Origin of the sequence: Desulfovibrio mangrovi (genome assembly GCF_026230175.1) — a bacterium.
Lineage (GTDB): Bacteria > Desulfobacterota > Desulfovibrionia > Desulfovibrionales > Desulfovibrionaceae > Halodesulfovibrio > Halodesulfovibrio mangrovi.
Map to the genome: position 1 here is coordinate 1,979,304 of NZ_CP104208.1, position 16,384 is coordinate 1,995,687.

14 protein-coding genes are annotated in these 16,384 nt (G+C 57.5%); 7 read left to right on the forward strand and 7 right to left on the reverse strand.

Annotation, left to right across the window (positions count from 1 at the left end; genetic code table 11):
• Nucleotides 1-46 precede the first annotated feature (46 nt).
• The 4 genes from N1030_RS09160 to argC all read left to right on the forward strand — a co-directional run bounded on the left by N1030_RS09160 (nucleotide 47) and on the right by argC (nucleotide 4,168).
• Nucleotides 47-1,243, forward strand: coding sequence for a class I SAM-dependent rRNA methyltransferase (locus N1030_RS09160; RefSeq protein WP_265825142.1), 1,197 nt, complete (start codon nucleotides 47-49; stop codon nucleotides 1,241-1,243).
• A gap of 361 nt (nucleotides 1,244-1,604) precedes the next feature.
• Nucleotides 1,605-2,771: a pyridoxal-phosphate-dependent aminotransferase family protein gene (locus N1030_RS09165; RefSeq protein WP_265825144.1), complete on the forward strand. Its 1,167-nt coding sequence runs from the start codon at nucleotides 1,605-1,607 to the stop codon at nucleotides 2,769-2,771.
• Between the two features lie 32 nt (nucleotides 2,772-2,803).
• The gene (locus N1030_RS09170; protein WP_265825145.1) at nucleotides 2,804-3,109 is read left to right on the forward strand and encodes a DUF1844 domain-containing protein; all 306 of its coding nucleotides are present in this window, start codon (nucleotides 2,804-2,806) and stop codon (nucleotides 3,107-3,109) included.
• A gap of 6 nt (nucleotides 3,110-3,115) precedes the next feature.
• A complete protein-coding gene (gene argC / locus N1030_RS09175; protein WP_265825146.1) occupies nucleotides 3,116-4,168 on the forward strand; it encodes an N-acetyl-gamma-glutamyl-phosphate reductase in 1,053 nt (350 codons plus the stop codon).
• Between the two features lie 90 nt (nucleotides 4,169-4,258).
• On the opposite strand, the gene N1030_RS09180 is transcribed toward argC, so the two are convergent.
• From N1030_RS09180 to N1030_RS09200, 5 genes are all read right to left on the reverse strand, one after another.
• A complete protein-coding gene (locus N1030_RS09180) occupies nucleotides 4,259-5,638 on the reverse strand; it encodes an FAD-binding oxidoreductase (RefSeq protein WP_265825147.1) in 1,380 nt (459 codons plus the stop codon).
• Nucleotides 5,639-5,763: 125 nt separating this feature from the next.
• Entirely contained in the window at nucleotides 5,764-6,432 is a 669-nt protein-coding gene (locus N1030_RS09185; RefSeq protein WP_265829047.1) for an amino acid ABC transporter permease, read from the reverse strand.
• Nucleotides 6,432-7,223: an amino acid ABC transporter ATP-binding protein gene (locus tag N1030_RS09190; RefSeq protein ID WP_265825148.1), complete on the reverse strand. Its 792-nt coding sequence runs from the start codon at nucleotides 7,221-7,223 to the stop codon at nucleotides 6,432-6,434. Before N1030_RS09190 ends, N1030_RS09185 begins: the two co-directional genes overlap by 1 nt.
• A gap of 11 nt (nucleotides 7,224-7,234) precedes the next feature.
• Nucleotides 7,235-7,903, reverse strand: a complete 669-nt coding sequence (locus N1030_RS09195) for an amino acid ABC transporter permease (RefSeq protein ID WP_265825149.1) — start codon at nucleotides 7,901-7,903, stop codon at nucleotides 7,235-7,237.
• Between the two features lie 162 nt (nucleotides 7,904-8,065).
• A complete protein-coding gene (locus tag N1030_RS09200) occupies nucleotides 8,066-8,824 on the reverse strand; it encodes an ABC transporter substrate-binding protein (protein ID WP_265825150.1) in 759 nt (252 codons plus the stop codon).
• A 431-nt stretch (nucleotides 8,825-9,255) separates the two neighbouring features.
• Here N1030_RS09200 and N1030_RS09205 point away from each other — a divergent pair, with 431 nt between their 5' ends.
• Complete coding sequence (locus N1030_RS09205; protein ID WP_265825151.1) at nucleotides 9,256-9,828, forward strand: flavin reductase family protein; 573 nt, start codon at nucleotides 9,256-9,258, stop codon at nucleotides 9,826-9,828.
• Nucleotides 9,829-9,949: 121 nt separating this feature from the next.
• Nucleotides 9,950-10,777, forward strand: a complete 828-nt coding sequence (locus tag N1030_RS09210) for a mechanosensitive ion channel family protein (protein ID WP_265825152.1) — start codon at nucleotides 9,950-9,952, stop codon at nucleotides 10,775-10,777.
• Between the two features lie 58 nt (nucleotides 10,778-10,835).
• On the opposite strand, the gene N1030_RS09215 is transcribed toward N1030_RS09210, so the two are convergent.
• Nucleotides 10,836-11,831, reverse strand: a complete 996-nt coding sequence (locus tag N1030_RS09215; protein WP_265825153.1) for an ABC transporter substrate-binding protein — start codon at nucleotides 11,829-11,831, stop codon at nucleotides 10,836-10,838.
• 169 nt (nucleotides 11,832-12,000) lie between these two features.
• Between N1030_RS09215 and N1030_RS09220 the strand changes: the two genes are divergently transcribed.
• Nucleotides 12,001-14,274 (forward strand): response regulator, encoded by a 2,274-nt coding sequence (locus tag N1030_RS09220; protein WP_265825155.1) that lies wholly within the window; start codon nucleotides 12,001-12,003, stop codon nucleotides 14,272-14,274.
• A 67-nt stretch (nucleotides 14,275-14,341) separates the two neighbouring features.
• Here the strand turns inward: N1030_RS09220 and N1030_RS09225 are convergent, their stop codons facing one another.
• Nucleotides 14,342-16,360 carry a transporter substrate-binding domain-containing protein gene (locus N1030_RS09225; RefSeq protein ID WP_265825156.1) on the reverse strand — a complete coding sequence of 673 codons (2,019 nt, stop codon included), beginning with the start codon at nucleotides 16,358-16,360 and terminating at the stop codon, nucleotides 14,342-14,344.
• Between the last annotated feature and the right edge of the window lie 24 nt (nucleotides 16,361-16,384).

The window sequence follows — 16,384 nt, forward strand, 5'->3', positions numbered from 1 at the left end:
GGAGCAATCCCTCCCCCCCAAAAAAAACATAGAAAAGACACAATATATGAAACATCTCTATCTTAAAAAAGGCGAAGAAAAACGCCTTCGCGTCGGCCACCTCTGGCTGTTCAGCAACGAAGTGGACACCAAGCGCAGCCCCCTCAAGGAATTCGAACCGGGCGAATGCGCCACCATCATGTCCAGCAAGGATGTTCCCGTGGGCAGCGCCTATGTGAACCCCGCCTCGCTCATCAGCGCCCGCGTTTACTCCACCGCAGCGGATACCCCGCTCAACGCGGACCTGCTGCGCGAGCGCCTCGGCCGTGCCATGGAACTGCGCGACGCCATGTTCGGCGTGCCCTATTACCGTCTTGCCTTTGCGGAAGGCGACTACCTGCCCGGGCTGGTGGTGGACCGCTACAACGACGTCCTCGTCGCACAGATCAGCACCGCAGGCATGGAAGCCGTGAAGGACGACATCGTCAGCGTACTTGCGGACCTGTGCAAGCCTGCAGGCATTCTGCTGCGCAACGACATGGGTAGTCGCGACCTTGAAGGCCTGCCCCGCTACACGGAAACCGCCTTCGGTACCGTGCCCGCCGAAATCGACCTGATCGAAAACGGCGTGCGTTTCACCGCCCCACTCACGGAAGGCCAGAAAACCGGATGGTTCTATGACCAGCGCACCAACCGTAGCGACTTTGCCCGCTTCTGCAAGGGCAAGCGCGTGCTGGACGCCTTCTGCTACGCCGGAAGCTTCGGCTGCAACGCGGTAAAAGCCGGAGCCAGCGCCGTGACCTTCCTTGACGCCTCCCAGACCGCCCTTGATTACGCCGCCCGCAACGCCGCGCAGAACATGCCCGAAGGCGGCTGCGAAGTGGACACTGTGCTCGGTGATGCGCTGAACACCCTGCAGGCGCTCAAGGATTCCGGACGCCGCTTCGACGTCATCTGCGTGGACCCGCCCGCCTTCATCAAACGCAAGAAGGCCTATCATGAAGGGCTGAGCGCCTATCAGCGCGTGAACCGCCTTGCCATGGAACTGGTGGAGGACGGCGGCATCGTCATGAGCTGCTCCTGTTCGCAGCACCTTTCCGCAGAAGACCTGAACCGCACCGTGCTGCACGCCGCCAACAAGGCCGGAGCACGCATCCAGACGCTCATTCAGGGGCATCAGGGACCGGACCATCCCGTGCATCCCGCCATGCCGGAAACCCACTACCTCAAGAGCTTCTGCGTGCGGGTACTGAAGAGCCGCTAACAGATCATTCGGTCCGGCGGACGAACCATCTGCATGTTGATGAGGGTTCTCCGCCGGACTATCTGCCTTTCGGGCCGGTCGGCTCCATTCTCCTCATTCTGATAAGCCTGAAGCTCTGAGCCTTATCCGTTCCCTTTGGACGACCGTTCCCTCAACTCCCCTTTCCCAGCGCCACGCGAGCGCTCCATAATTCCGAATTTACGCCTTCCAAACCCTTCTGTGGCATGAAACTCCACTAGAGTTTTTCCTTTTTTGTTTATATGGTTTGCGTCCGTAGCGCGGCGGATGGCCCTGATGGCCTTCCTGCCGGATTCACTCACAAACCTGCTCCCATACGGGAGTCGACCATACGGAGTCGGTAATGCTGAACAAACCCCGTCTCTTAACCCCCGGTCCCACGCCGCTGCCGGAACAGATTCGTCTGGCCATGGCACAGGACATGATTCACCACCGCAAGTCTGAGTTCAAGCTTGTCATGGCTGAACTGCAGGAACGCCTGCGCATGCTGTTTGGCACCGCGCAGCCTGTCATGCCTCTGGCCTGTTCCGGCACGGGCGTCATGACCGCGGCGGTGACCAACCTGTTCGCACCGGGCGAGAAAGTGATTGTCGTGGATGGCGGGAAGTTCGGCGAACGCTGGGCGAAAATCAGTCAGGGACACGGCCTTGAGGTCGTGACCATCACGGTGGAATGGGGCAACGCAGTATCCGTTGCCGAAGTAGAAGCCGCCATGAACGCCCATCCGGATGCCCGAGGCCTGCTTATCCAGAATTCCGAAACCTCCACCGGCGTGCTGCACCCCGTGCACGTGCTGGGTGCGCTAACCCGCTCCCGCAACATGCTGCTGGTGGTGGACGGCATCTCCTCTGTGGGCATTTCTCCCTGCCCCATGGACGAATGGAACATCGATTGCCTCGTCACCGGCTCCCAGAAGGGCCTCATGCTGCCCCCCGGCCTCGGGCTCATTGCCCTGAGCGAACGCGCATGGGCCAAGGCGGAAACCGTGCCGCCCGCGTGTTTCTATTTCAATCTGCTGAGCGAACGCGCCAACGTGCAGAAGAACCAGACCCTGTTCACCACGCCCGTAAGCTTGATCATCGGCCTTAACGAAAGCATGAAGATGTTCATGGAAGCAGGTCTGGAGACCGTGTACCGCAAGCAATGGGCACTGACCATGTTCGCGCGCACCTCCGTAAAGGAGATGGGGCTTGAACTGCTGGCCAAGGACCGCTTCACCTGGGGTCTCACCAGCGTGCTGCTGCCCGAAGGCATTGACGGCGCACGGCTTCTGGAAATTGCGGCAGACCGCTTCGGCGTCTACATGGCTGGCGGTCAGGACCACCTGAAGGGCCGCGCCGTCCGCATCGGCCACATGGGCTGGGTAGACTGGGCCGACCTCGCCGCCGGTCTGCACGCGCTGGCGGAAGCCTTCCGCGCCTGCGGCGGCTACATCGGCTCCCGCGATTATCTGGAGAAAGGCTTGCAAGCCTATCACGAAGCCTTACTTACGTACGACGGTACGATGTAATTCAACTTTCCCTGCGAGCAAGGAGACGTCACATGTCGGATGCACAGAACACCGGCTGCGGTTGCGGCTGCGGGTCTAATGCGCAGCACCAGATGCCCACGGTCACCTTTTCCACGTTCATCCTGTCTCTCGGTTCCTCCGCTCTCGTCCACCTTGGCGAGGTGCCGGACCCGGAAACCGGTCAGAGCACGCCCAACCTGCTCATGGCCAAGCACACCATCGACGTGCTGACCATGCTGCAGAACAAGACCCAGAACTGCCTTGACGCCGAAGAGCGCCAGCTGCTGGACGGCCTGCTCTATGAACTGCGCATGAAGTACGTGGTAAAGGGGAAATAGCGAATCATGGAAAAAATCAATGTAGGGCTGGTGGGTGTAACCGGCTACACCGGCATGGAGCTCACGCGCCTGCTTGAAGGGCATTCCCGCTTCGAGCTGGTGAGCGTCACCTCCCGTGCCGAGGCCGGAAAGAAGCTGCACACCATCTACCCCTTCCTGCAGGGCATGCCGAGCGGCGAAATCGTCATCACTGAGCCCGATCCCGAGCTTCTGGCCGCCAAGTGCGAGCTGGTCTTTCTGGCCGTACCGCACAAGACCGCCATGGAAATTGCGGCCGTGCTGCTTGAGAAGGGCCTGAAGGTTGTGGACCTTTCCGCCGACTTCCGCCTGCGCGATCAGGATATCTACGAGCACTGGTACAAGTGCCAGCACACCCAGCCCCAGTTGCTGGAGAGCGCCGTATACGGCCTGCCTGAGCTGTATGCACCCGCCATCCGCGAGGCAAAGCTCATCGCCAACCCCGGTTGCTACCCCACGTCGTCCATCCTCGGCCTCTACCCCGCGCTCATGCACGGCATGGTGGACACCAAGGGCATCATCATCGACGCCAAGTCCGGCGCGACCGGTGCAGGCCGCAAGGCCGCCGTGGGTACCCTGTTCTGTGAAGTTTCCGATAGCTTCCGTGCATACGGCCTGCCCACGCACCGCCATACGCCGGAAATCGAGCAGGAGATCAGCGCCATTGCGGGCGACGACATCACCGTGTCGTTCAACACGCATCTTCTGCCCATCAACCGCGGCATTCTCTCCACCATCTACACCACGCTGGTGAAGGACATGACCCTGGATGACGTGCACGCCATGTATGAAGAGGCATACCGCCAGCATCCGTGGGTGCGCGTGCTGCCTGCAGGTGTGCTGCCGGAAACGCGCCACGTGCGCGGCACCATGTTCTGTGACATCGGCCTTGTGGTGGACAAGCGCACCAACCGCCTGATCATTCTCAGCGCCATCGACAACCTCTGTCGTGGTGCCTCCGGTCAGGCACTGGCCAACGCCAACCTCATGTGCGGCGTTGACCTGCAGGAAGGCCTGCGCCTCGCCCCACTGATGCCGTAGCATTTGCAAGATAGTAAGAATAAAGGGTCGTGGAGGTTTGCTCCACGACCCTTTTTTGCTTGTCTTCCGCAGGTTCTGTTCAACTACCGGCTAGCAGAACACCTTGCCCGGGTTCAACACGCCGTTGGGGTCGAACACGCGGCGGATGCCGCACTGCAGCCGGATGGACTCCGGAGAGAGTTCCATGGGCAGCAGGTGCTTCTTGGCTTCGCCTATGCCGTGCTCGCCGGAAAGGGTACCACCCATTTCCAGCACCTTCTGCACGATGGCGCGGATGCCCTCATCCACCCGATGCTCTTCGCTGCGCTCGGGCGCAGTGACGATAAGGTGGATGTTCCCGTCGCCTGCATGCCCGAAGCAGAAGATATCCAAACCGAACTCGCGTTCAAAATCCGGCACCAGTTCAATGAAGGGAGCAATGCTGCCGATGGGCACGGCAATGTCCTCGGAGATAGTGATGGGCGCATGCGCGCGTATGCGGGTTGACGTCTGGCGTCGTACACTCCAGATACGCTCGCGCTCCTCCTCGGTGCCACCGGGCATGAGGCGGTTTGCGCCCTCGCGGGTGCATATGGCCTTCACCGTTTCGATCTCGCGGGTAATCTGGTCAGCCACGCCATCCAGTTCCACTATGAGCAGAGAGGCGGTTTCACCTTCCACGGTAAAGGGCAGTTCGTTGCCCACCAGCTGCAGGCACTTATGATCAAGAAACTCCATGGCCGAAGGCAGGTGGCCGGAGGTGAGAATGGCGGTCACGGCGCGCATGGCGTCCGCCATGGAGGGAAACACTGCGGCAAGCCCCACATGGGCTGCGGGCAGCGGAATAAGCTTGAGGGTAAGCTGGGTAATGATACCGAGCGTGCCTTCGGAACCGCAGAGCAGATGCGCCATGTCGTAGCCCACCACGCCCTTACGGGTCTGTACGCCGGCCTTGATGTGTGCACCAAGGGGCGTCACCGCCTCCACGCCGAGCACGTAGTCGCGGGTCACGCCGTACTTCACGCAGGCGGGCCCACCAGCGTTGGTGGCGACATTGCCGCCGATGGTGGATTCATCCATACCAGCGGGGTCCGGCGGATAGAACAGCCCTTTGGCGGCTGCCGCATCACGCAGAGCCTGAGTGATGACGCCGGGCTCCACCACGGCCACAAGGTTTTCCGTATCGATGGAAATAATGCGGTTCATGCGTTCCAGCGAGAGTACCACACCGCCGCCTAGGGCAATGCAGCCGCCGGAGGTACCCGTGCCGCCGCCGCGCGGAAACACGGGAAAACGATGCTCGTTGGCAAGCATCATCACGCACTGTACGTCTTCAGTTGATTCGGGAAAGACCACGCAGTCGGGCATGGCCTTGTAACTTGAGGAGTCGCGGTCGTAGGGTTCGCCGGGATTGCGCAGCACCTTCTCAGGGCCGAGCACGGTTTCCAGCGACTCTAACGCTGCTGCAGAAAGACGGGAAGAAGCGGACATGTATCACTCCTGTGTATGAGCGCATGGTCTTCACCACGCGCGTAAACACCGGCCTTTCCCGCCGAGGAGATGGCCGCCGGAGCGGTCGCCCCAGTATCACGGCAGGGCGGCAGGCGGATAAGCAGCTATTTTTGACGTCCGAAACCGGGAATATACAGCCTGTCCTCAAACTTCTTGAGCAGCCACGAGGCGATGGAAACGAGGAACAGGTAGTACAGCGCCAGCACCATGAACACTTCGGTGAACCGGAAGGTCTTGGCCGCTATGGCACGGGCCTCGCCGGTCACTTCCATGCAGGAAATGAGATAGGCCAGAGAGGAATACTTGATGAGATAGACTATCTCGTTGCCGCACCCGGGCAGGGCTCTGCGGAATGCCTGTGGCACCACGATCCACATCACGGTCTGCACACGGCTCATGCCGAGAGCCGCACCGGCCTTGAGCTGACCTTCACGGATGGAAAGCAGCGCACCGCGCACGTACTCGGAATGATAGGCCGCGCTGCACAGAATGAAGCAGGTAACGGATGCGCCGTAGGCCTCGAAATAGATGCCGAAGGTCGGCAGGCCAAAATAGAAGACAAAGAGCTGCACCATGAGCGGCACGCCGCGGAACAGGGCGGTATAACCGTCAAAGATGCGCCGCACGGCATTGCTGCCGAACACGCGCAGGGTGCCCACAATCACGCCGAAAATGGTGCCGAAGATGGCGGAGGGAATGATGAGCAGCGCGCTCATCCACAGGCCCTTGTTCAGGGCGGGAATGAGCTGGTTCAAAAACTGGGCGTCCACGATCACTTCTCCTCGTACAGGTCGGAGAGCTTGCTGCAGAAATCCGCGGTACGCGTGCCGGAACCGGGGGCAAGCAGCTTGGACGGCGCGCCCTGTTCGATGATCTGGCCCTGCTGCATGAAAACGATCTCATCCGCCAACGCGCGGGCAAAGTCCATCTGGTGGGTGGCCATGACCATAGTCAGGCCGGACTGGGCAAGGTCACGGATAACCGCGAGCACTTCGCCGACCAGTTCGGGATCCAGCGCGGACGTGGGCTCATCCAGCAGCAGCACATTGGGGTCCATGGCAAGGGCACGGGCAATGGCCACGCGCTGCTTCTGACCGCCGGAAAGCTCTGCGGGATAGAGGTTGATCTTGTTGCCGAGGCCCACGCGTTCCAGTTCACGAACGGCGCGGTCGTGGGCTTCCTTGCGGCCCAGCCCCTTTACCTTGCGCAGCGCTATGGAAACGTTATCCGCGGCGCGCAAGTGGTCGAACAGGTTGAAATCCTGAAAAATCATGCCAACATGCTGGCGGTATTCATACAGCTTCTTTTTCTGGGCGAGGTCCACCTGACGCCCTTCCAGCCAGATATGGCCGGAGTCGGGGTGGATAAGGCAGTTGATGCTCTGAAGGAAGGTGGATTTTCCGGCCCCCGAAGGCCCGATGAGCACCTTGAGCTCGCCCTTGTTCACGGACAGGGACACATCCTTGAGGATGGCCTTGCCGCCGAGGCTGACATTGATGTGCTCGACCCGCAGAACCGGGGTCTCGGTGGAATTGACGGATGAATGCGCGGGGGTATGGGTCATGGAAACAATCCTTACATTGTATAGCCCGGAATCCGGACCTTCTTTTCAAGAGCGAGCAGCAGCTTAACGCCCACGAGAGTGATGATGAAATAGAGAACGCCTGCGTTGATGAACAGGGCGAGATGCTCGTAGGTGCGCGAAGCAACAAAGTGGGTGCGGGTGAAAATGTCCATGGCGCCCACAACGTAGGCAAGCGCCGAGTCCTTGAGAATGATGGAGTATTCGTTGGACCACCCGGGAATGGAAAGACGCAGCGCCTGCGGCAGGATGATGGAGATGATGCCCTGCATGTCGCTCATGCCAAGCGCACGGGCCGCCTTGAGCTGCCCCTGCGGCAGGGACTGGATGGCCCCGCGGAAAATCTGCGACTGATAGGCGGCACTGGTGAGCCCCAGCACGATGGACACGGCGGAAATGGCGTTAAGGTCAAGCCCGAGCGCGTCGAAGATGCCGAAGTAGAAAAGGAACATCAGCACAAGAATGGGTACGCCACGGAAGAACCAGACGTACAGGCCGATGAGACGACGCAGAATAGGATGCCCGTAGACAAGGCCCACGGCCATGGGAATGCCCATGAGAAGCCCCAGGGCCATGGCAAAAACGACGATGGCCAGAGAGACTCCGGCACCTTCCAGAATGTAGGGCAGGGCTTCAAGAATAACGGAAAGCTGCTGTTGCATGATGGTGACCTGGAAAACCGCAGCGCACGCGGATTAAAACGGCTTTCGTACTCCGTGCTGGTATCGTTGGCGCGTGCAGGCACGCTATACAGAAAAAATGGCCGGAAAGCGACAGGAAATCTTCCTCCGCTTTCCGGCCTTACAGCCTTTGCGGCTCAGGGACTAGTGAGCGCCGTCCTTGAGGTGCTTCGCCTTCAGCTCTTCCCAGTAGGGATCAGCCATCAGCATCTTGAGACCCTTGTTGATGGTCTCGAGCAGTTCCTTGTCTTCCTTGCGAACTGCGATGCCGAAGAATTCAGGCTCACCGAACTCACCGACGATTTCAATGTCCTTGCCGTGCTTGATAGCGTCTTCAGCAGGAGCGATGTCCATGGCGGCAGTGGGTACGCGGCCATTCAGGATGTCCATGATGGCGAGAGGAGCGGAGTCATAGTACTTCAGTTCGTAGTTATTGCCATCCTTGCCGATCTGGTTCTGCAGCATGTCGGCTTCGGAGGTACCGGACTGCACGCCCAGCTTCATGCCGCCCTTGAAGGCCTTTTCAACGGAAAGGCCGGAGCCCTTCTTGGCGATAATAACCTGAGCGACCTTCCAGTAGGGATCGGAGAAGTTGACCTGCTTGGCGCGTTCTTCGGTGATGGACATGCCGGAGTATACCATGTCGATCTTCTTGGAAACCACGCTCTGCACGATGGTGGACCATTCCATGGCCTTATGCTCAACGGTGAAGCCCATCTTGTTGGCAATCCAGTCCAGAGAATCCACGTCAAAACCGGCAGGCTTGCCGTTGGCGTCGATGTAGGCAAAGGGCGGGTAGTTGGCGTCAATGCCGTTCACGTAGGCTTTCTTTGCGAATGCCACGGAACCGAAGAGCAGCACGAAGCTGATGGCAGCGACGAGCAGAGAGCTTTTTCTGAACATATCCTTCTTCCTTTCGTGAAAATATGGTGATTTCCGAATCGTGCCGGACGGTTGGCCGCAGCAATCACGAAACCGCCCGAAAACCCTACACATTCAGAAAGCGCTAGCAGAAACTGTAGCGGCACGCAAGCTTCATAAAGGACAAATTTGGCAATATCGGATGCGAACCGCCACATTACAGAAAGCCGTTTATCCAATTTCGTCCTATGGCACATAATCCCGCCCATTTCTCCTTTGTTCCGCAACAAGCTTGTGGTATGTACGGGCCACCACAACAAACGGTCCTGCCACACGGGGACCGACCGGTGCTATCCGCAACCGCATGGATGCGGGACACCCAGGACAAGAACGGTACCACACACTAGCCCGACGTTCCGACGCACGCTCAACCAACGCGCGCCCTGATGACACGTCACCGAGGAGAGCTGATCATGAAAGTATCCCTAGGCGCCAAGACCATTGCCTATCCCACTCCGCTCTTTCTGGTAGGCACCTATGATAAGGAAAACCGCCCCAATATCATGGCAGCCGCCTGGGGTGGCATCTGCTGTTCCAAGCCCCCGAGCGTGGCCGTCTCGCTTCGTTCCGCCACCTATTCCCACGCAAGCATACTTGAACGCGGGGCGTTCACCATCAACATCACCCCGCGCGGATTCGCAGCGCAGGCTGACTACGCAGGCATTTTCTCAGGCCGCGATGAAGACAAGTTCTCCTCGCTGGGGCTTACCCCCATCAAGGCAGAGTACGTGGACGCCCCCTATGTGGGTGAATTCCCTGTGGTGCTTGAATGTTCCCTCGTCCAGACCGTGGAAGTGGGACTGCACACGCAGTTCATCGGCGAAATCAAGGACGTGAAGGCGGAAAAGGATGTGCTGCGCGAAGACGGTCTGCCGGATATTCTGAAGGTTGACCCCGTCATCTTCACTCCGGTCAGCCGCGAGTACTATGCAGTGGGCGATTTTCTGGGCAAGGCCTTTTCCATCGGCAAAAAGCTGAAAGGCTAGCCGGCGCAAGCCCAGACCATGAAAAGCACCAAAGCCGTGATGCCACTGCGCACCACGGCTTTTTCGTTGATATGAAGAAAAGTTGGGGTATACTCCCTGAAAAACTACTCCGGAGTACATCATGGAAGCACTTTTCACCCAGTACAAGGATCTGGTGATCTTCTGGGCCGCAAGAAACGGCACCAACATTCTGGTGGCCCTCATCATCCTTCTGGCTGGTCACTGGCTGGCGAAACGCATCGCCCATCTGCTGCAGAAAGGCATGCAACTCAAGGCTATGGACCTGCTGCTCATCAACTTCCTCAAAGGGGTCACCTACTACGCTATCATGGCGGCCGTATTCATCGCCGTAGCAGCGCAGGTCGGCATAGACACCACATCCTTCCTCGCCATTCTCGGCTCCGTCGGCCTGGCCGTCGGTCTGGCCATGAAAGACAACCTTTCAAACTTTTCATCCGGCGTCATGCTGGTGCTGTTCCGCCCCTTCACCTTCGGCGACTTTGTCAATGTAGCGGGGGTTTCCGGTTCGGTGGTCACGATCAACCTCTTTCACACTGAACTCAAGTCTCCTGACAACCAGCGTATCATCATCCCCAACAGCCTCATCATGGGGCAGGTCATCACCAACGTCACCGGTAACGCCACCCGCCGCATAGACATGGTCTTCGGCATCGGCTACGGCGATGACATTGCCAAGGCGCGGGATGTCATCATTGCCGCTCTTGAAGCCGAATCCAAGGTGCTGAAGGACCCCGCTTACACGGTCGCCGTTTCCGAACTGGCCGACTCCAGCGTGAATTTCGTTGTCCGCCCCTGGGTCGCCACCGTCGACTACTGGGATGTCCGCTTCCGCCTTACCGAGTCCATCAAGCTGGCTCTGGAAGCCAATGGCATTTCCATCCCCTTCCCGCAGCGGGATGTTCACATCATCCAGAGCACACAGGCCTAGCCTGTTCAAGGCCCGTAAAAAAAGCCCCCGCAGGTATCGCTGCGGGGGCTTCACTTTTTCAGTCAACCCAGACGATCTTTCTGTTGGACAAGGAGTCAGCATTCAGATGCCATCGCTCCATTTCGGAACGGCTGAAAACCAGCGAGGGATCAATGGTGATGAGCTTGGTCGTTTCCTGCGTTCCGCTGAAAAAGCTCTTGGCCAGCATTGCTGCGGCATAGCCCTGATCCTCCCCGCGCAACATGAAGCCGGCAGCCGCCTTGCCCTTGCCTATACTAAAATCCCACAAGGCAAAAAGCGGTACAGGCGAGTTGGCATTCAGCCACTTGATGGCTTCGTCCTCATGCACAACATCGCTGCTGTCGCCCAATAGGGTGTGATACGTGCCGAGCAGAATGGCATCATACCCATTTTGCTTGCTCTCAAGCACAAGTTGCTTCCAATTCTTGTAGAAGGTGGCACGTACAAACTCGCACTCCACAGCATAAAGCGTAAACTCTGTCTCTCCACTCAGCTGCGTGTTGGCAATCTCAAATGACGTTGTACTGTCGTCGAACAGAATGAGCATCCGCCTGATTTCGGGGGACAGCGTAGAGAGCAGCATGACAGACCGCTTAACCAAGGGGCGCTCAAGCACCCCCAACACGTTGGGAGCATTGTGCAGCCCGTAATTTCTCGGATTGCCGTTAATCCCCAGATAAACAAGGGGGATCCGTTCCGCAACGAAGCGCCTGCCCAGCAAGGAAGCGGCGTTATCGTCCGCCAGCATGACCAGATCTGGCTTCAGTTGTTTGTAATAATCAAATGCTGCCTCCGCGCGTGCCGGAAACCGATCGCGCGGCAACCGTTTGGTATTCATCTGAAAGGAGTACAGTTCCGCAACATCGCCCAGCCCCTTTCGGATACCGCGCATAAAACTCATATCCCAAGCATAATCGGCATGATAGCTTTCCACCACGAGCACTTTCTTTTGCTCCCCGGCTTGAGACGGCGCAATACAGCTCAGCAGCAAGACAACGATCAGCAACGCCTGAGGAATACGTCCAAACACCATATGCGCCTCCGTGCAGACTGGTTCTTTATTAGACCATACCACATACCAACGGTATAGCAACACGATGATTTAGCAAACACGAGGCATATAATGGTATTATACAGGGGAAGTGCTAGAGTGGCACACAGCCTGTATTTCCATGACAATACGCTCAACAAGAGTCTGCACCATGAAACGTGCCATCATCGCCAGCCTGCTTGCCACACTCCTTTGGACTTTCCTGTCGTTCTACACCTACGACAGAGCAGTAAACGACTACTTACTCAGCCAATACAACGCAGCCCTCACGGACGCCCGAAGAGCCTATGACACCGACCTTACCTACCGGCGCTGGAATGCTAAAACCGGCGGGGTATATGCCGAGGTCTCCGACTATATCAAACCCAACCCCTACCTGAGTGATCCCAACCGAGAAATCACCACCAAGGACGGCAGGGTGTTCACGCTGGTCAACCCCGCCTACATGACACGCATGGTGCATGACATCATGAGTGAATCAGGCGGATTACAAGGACACATCACAAGCCTTGCCCCCCTGAACCCCGCCAACGCCCCCACCCCTTGGGAAGAAACCGTGCTCAAAGCCTTTACCCAAAAGCCGGAAGAGCATCACAGGCTTACGGAAGAAAATGAAAGCCGCGTCGTTCTGCAATACATGCGTCCAATGCTCACGGAAGAATTCTGCCTGAAGTGCCACGCCCACCAAGGGTACAAAATCGGAGACATCCGCGGCGGCATCAGCATCACCGTTCCCATGGCCGGTTATTACAAGGACCTCGCACAGGTCAGACAGAGAGAACTGCTCCGCAGTCTGGGGATTTTCATTACAGGACTGCTGCTCAGCAGCACCATACTCTATTCCCTGCACCGCTACGCCCGACTCAGAAACCGCAGTGAAGCAGCGCTCCGCAAAAGCGAAATGCGGTTCCGCACCCTGTTTACAAAAGCCCCGCTGCCAATGCTGCTCATAGATGAAGACGACAGGGTTCTGGAATGCAACAAGGCTGCACTGACCATGTTCGGACAGGACAGACAACGGTTTCTTTTGCAGCAACTTCAGGGCGTGCTCCAGTGCACTTCCCTGCCCGGGCAATTGAACACCCTAAAATCAGAGGGCACCCTGCAGCTTGAAGACGAATGCATCCTGCCGCCGGAGACAGCCCCCCGCCACTTGCGGATACTTGCATTCAGAATCCATGAAAGCTTGTATGTCACCATCATAGATGACCAAACAGAACGGGTTGCCGCCCAGGAACAGCTTTTTGCGGCCAAGGAAGATGCGGAAAAGGCAAACAGGGTCAAAACGGAGTTTCTGGCCATCATGAGCCATGAGATACGGACTCCGCTCAACGGTATTATCGGCATGCTGCAACTGGCCCAGGCCCAGCCCCTGACGGAAAAACTGCAAGAATACCACCGCATGGCACTGGAATGCAGCCACAATCTGCTGCGCATACTGACGGACATACTCGATATCAGCCGGATAGAGTCCGGCAACATGAAGCTTTATGAGTCGGCCTTCAACTTCAGAGAGGTGCTGGCTCCCGTATGCGCCCTGTTCGCCGAAGACGTGGAGAAAAAGCAACTGCACTTCACCGTGAATCTGGACAACTCCGTGCCGGAACAGCTCATCGGAGACAGCGGACGCCTGCGGCAGATAATCTACAATCTCATAGGCAACGCCGTTAAGTACACGGAATCGGGCAGCATAGCCGTTAACGTCTATCCCCTGCCCAATTCAGGCATACCGCCCAAGACAACCATCCACGTCGAGATCATTGATACGGGCATCGGCATACCGGACGAAAAGCTGGGGCACGTTCTTGAACCCTTCACCCAAAGCGAAAACGTATTTACAAGACGCTTCGGTGGCGCCGGACTGGGGCTTGCGATTGTCAAACGACTGGTCCAGATGATGGATGGAAGCCTGTGCCTTGTCTCGGAACAAGGTGCAGGCACAGAGGCACATTTGACCCTTCGTTTTGCAGACATGGAGCACTTCTCCGCCCCTGTTGAAGATGGACCGCCTGAAATTCCGGCAGATCCGGTTCCGCCCTGCCGGATACTTGTTGTTGAAGATGACCCCGTCAACCGCAAAACGTTGCGCTATCTGCTGGACAAGCTCGGCCATGAATCCGATGAGGCTGAAAACGGAAGGAAGGCATTGGACATGATTACCAACAACCACTTTGAGCTGGTACTCATGGACATCCAGATGCCTGAAATGAACGGGCTGGAAGCCACCAGACTCATCCGGTCTTTGCCTCAAAAGGAAAAACGGCGTATTCCCGTTATTGCCATTACAGCACACGCCATGAGGGGAGACAGGGACACCTTTCTGCAAGAAGGCATGGACGACTATCTTGCAAAACCCATCGACATGCAGGCGCTTGACCAATGTATCCGCAAGGCCCTTCGCCGGCACGTCAAGGAAAATGGATAGAACGGCGTGTCGTCTGCCTGCTCTGCGGCAAATACAACCGTGAACAGCGATATGGGGGAAAACCCGACTAACCTTCCATCAATGTCCCTGCCGGACCGCATTCATCCATGGTTTCATGCTTAAGTGGAAGGCGGACATGAAAGATCGTGCCGCCGCCCGGGGCAGACTCCACCCTGATCTCCCCGTTGTGGTTGCGGGTGACGATCATGAACACCACGGAAAGCCCAAGGCCGGTGCCCTCTCCGGGAGCCTTGGTCGTGAAAAAGGGCTCGAAAATGCGTCTTTTTGTCTCGGTATCCATACCAGGACCGTTATCGGCCACATCCACGAATATATATCCCTCTTCCTCCCTGATCGTAATCGTTATTCTGCCCGGCTGCTCGCGCCCTGTCTGAGAGGCAATGGCCTGAGCGGCATTGTGGATGAGATTGAAAAGCACCTGCACGATTTCCGTCTCGGAACACTCCAGCGGGGAAAGATCCGGCGCAAAGTCCCTGACCAGTGCAATGCTCTTGAAGTCATATTTCCGTTTGGGATCGTATTCGGCGCTGGCCAGACTTATTGCCCGCTCCACCAGAACGGGCATGGAGTTGAGGGCAAAATGAGATTCGCTCTTGCGGCTGAAGTTGAGCATGTTGGCCACAATGGCCGCTGCCCGCTGCCCGCATTCCTGAATGCCTTCCAGCATATAGTCCACTTTGCGTAGCCGGAAATATTCACGGATGCACTCAATGCTGCATCCGGCCTTCTCCGCCGCTTCCCTGTTGGCCGCCATATCCGGTGAGACACGCCGGAAAATGTTCTGTATGCCCTGAAGAATCCCTCCGAGGGGATTATTGATCTCATGCGCCATGCCTGCGGCAAGCCCGCCCACGGACAGCAGCTTTTCCGACTGGACAAGCAGATCGGCGGTACGGTTGCGTTCAGTCACATCGGCCATGATGACCAGCATATCGGCTCCGAGCCGTCGGTAACGGAACTCGACATCACGAACAACCCCGCTTTTGGTGGTCACCAGCCATTCCCGGTTGTTGCCCGCCTGCAGCAGGTCGTTGCTGTTGTCGGTGAGCATGCTTTTCCATGCGCCTTTCACCCTGTTCCGATAGATCTTGTCCGGATAAGCCAGTTGCCACCATGCTTCCACATCGGGAATATCTTCAATTGTATACCCCGCCATCCGGCTGAATTCGGAATTGAGGTACAGCACCTTGCCGGAAGCAGAAACAAGGGCCATTCCCAGCGGACAACTTTCCACCAATGTCTTGAAATGCTCCCTGCTCTCCAAAAGCGCCTCGGTACGCTCCCTCACGGCCTTGCGCAGGCTCCATGTCCAAAGCAGGAAAAAGGCCAGCAACAGCAACAGCGGAACAAAGAAAAACAGAAAAATACGCAAAAGCTTCTGCTTGAAGCTGCGCCGCTCATACACTCCGAACCACTTGTCATGGATTTTCGCGTACTCACCGGAGCTCTTGATCAGCAGCAGTCCCTCGTCAAGGGCGGCTTGCAGAGCCTCATCCCCCTCCTTCACCACAAAACAGTATCGTCTTGGCTCCAGGGGAGGCCCCACGAATATCACATTCTCGTATTTGCCACCCTGCATGATGTAGAGAGCCTGCAGGCTTGAAAGCAGTGCAGCATCATGTTTGCCGCTTGCCAGAAGCGCAAGCCCGTCTTCCTGCGATTCAACAGGCACCAGAGCAGTTTTCTTCAGGGTTCGCCGTGCGAAATCGTGCATGATGTCCCCGTTCTGCACGATGACAGACTTGCCTTCGAGGTCATCCAGGGAGTTGATGTCCGAATCATCACGAACGAAAATGGCATGGTTCACTATGATATGCGGGGTACTGAAATCCACCAGCTTGTCCCGCTCCGGGGAGTAGTACATGCCGGTCAGAATATCTATCTCTCCACGCTCTATCTGTCCCCGCACTTCGCTCCACGGGCCAAGGTCAATCCGGATGTTCAGGTTCTTCACCCGCGCGACGGCGCGCATGACATCCACATTGAAACCGGCGGGAACGCCGCCTTCCAGAAATTCGTATGGAGGATAATTATAGTCTCCCCGAACACGCAGGAGATGCTCCATGGCTGCAGACACCTGTGGCGCAGG

Excerpts from the sequence above, each read along its gene's own strand:
- N1030_RS09160 (WP_265825142.1), top strand. The coding sequence starts at position 47 with ATGAAACATCTCTATCTTAAAAAAGGCGAAGAAAAACGCCTTCGCGTC.
- N1030_RS09170 (WP_265825145.1), top strand. The coding sequence starts at position 2,804 with ATGTCGGATGCACAGAACACCGGCTGCGGTTGCGGCTGCGGGTCTAAT.
- N1030_RS09190 (WP_265825148.1), bottom strand. The coding sequence starts at position 7,223 with ATGACCCATACCCCCGCGCATTCATCCGTCAATTCCACCGAGACCCCG.
- N1030_RS09165 (WP_265825144.1), top strand. The coding sequence starts at position 1,605 with ATGCTGAACAAACCCCGTCTCTTAACCCCCGGTCCCACGCCGCTGCCG.
- N1030_RS09195 (WP_265825149.1), bottom strand. The coding sequence starts at position 7,903 with ATGCAACAGCAGCTTTCCGTTATTCTTGAAGCCCTGCCCTACATTCTG.
- N1030_RS09180 (WP_265825147.1), bottom strand. The coding sequence starts at position 5,638 with ATGTCCGCTTCTTCCCGTCTTTCTGCAGCAGCGTTAGAGTCGCTGGAA.
- N1030_RS09200 (WP_265825150.1), bottom strand. The coding sequence starts at position 8,824 with ATGTTCAGAAAAAGCTCTCTGCTCGTCGCTGCCATCAGCTTCGTGCTG.
- N1030_RS09205 (WP_265825151.1), top strand. The coding sequence starts at position 9,256 with ATGAAAGTATCCCTAGGCGCCAAGACCATTGCCTATCCCACTCCGCTC.
- N1030_RS09215 (WP_265825153.1), bottom strand. The coding sequence starts at position 11,831 with ATGGTGTTTGGACGTATTCCTCAGGCGTTGCTGATCGTTGTCTTGCTG.
- N1030_RS09225 (WP_265825156.1), bottom strand. The coding sequence starts at position 16,360 with ATGGAGCATCTCCTGCGTGTTCGGGGAGACTATAATTATCCTCCATAC.
- N1030_RS09220 (WP_265825155.1), top strand. The coding sequence starts at position 12,001 with ATGAAACGTGCCATCATCGCCAGCCTGCTTGCCACACTCCTTTGGACT.
- N1030_RS09210 (WP_265825152.1), top strand. The coding sequence starts at position 9,950 with ATGGAAGCACTTTTCACCCAGTACAAGGATCTGGTGATCTTCTGGGCC.
- argC (WP_265825146.1), top strand. The coding sequence starts at position 3,116 with ATGGAAAAAATCAATGTAGGGCTGGTGGGTGTAACCGGCTACACCGGC.